This window comes from Enterobacter cloacae complex sp. 6730903 (genome assembly GCF_048283985.1).
Taxonomy (GTDB): domain Bacteria; phylum Pseudomonadota; class Gammaproteobacteria; order Enterobacterales; family Enterobacteriaceae; genus Enterobacter; species Enterobacter hormaechei_C.
Genome location: NZ_JBLVXX010000231.1, coordinates 1 through 271, shown reverse-complemented (window position 1 = coordinate 271; position 271 = coordinate 1). Strand labels below are relative to the sequence as shown.

The 271-nt window shown below is 44.3% G+C and carries 1 protein-coding gene; it reads left to right on the top strand.

Annotation, left to right across the window (positions count from 1 at the left end; genetic code table 11):
- Positions 1–271, top strand: a 271-nt coding sequence (locus ACNQ0W_RS25710; protein ID WP_417933345.1) for a TonB-dependent receptor plug domain-containing protein, incomplete at both ends; no start/stop codon positions are given.

Genomic DNA, 271 nt, shown 5'->3' with positions numbered 1-271 from the left:
ATATATACCAACGGTGCAAGTGGTGGTTGGAGTGAAAACTATTATATTCGTGGATATGCTTCGAGCACGAATGATATGTCAATGAACGGACTTTTCGGTATCACACCATTTTATCGAACTTCTCCGGAAATGTTTAGTCGCGTTGAGGTGTTGAAAGGTCCTTCCGCTTTGTTAAATGGGATGCCGCCAGCAGGATCGGTGGGTGGAACGGTAAATCTAGTGACCAAATATGCGGCTGATGAACCGTTTGCACGATTGACCACAACTTATA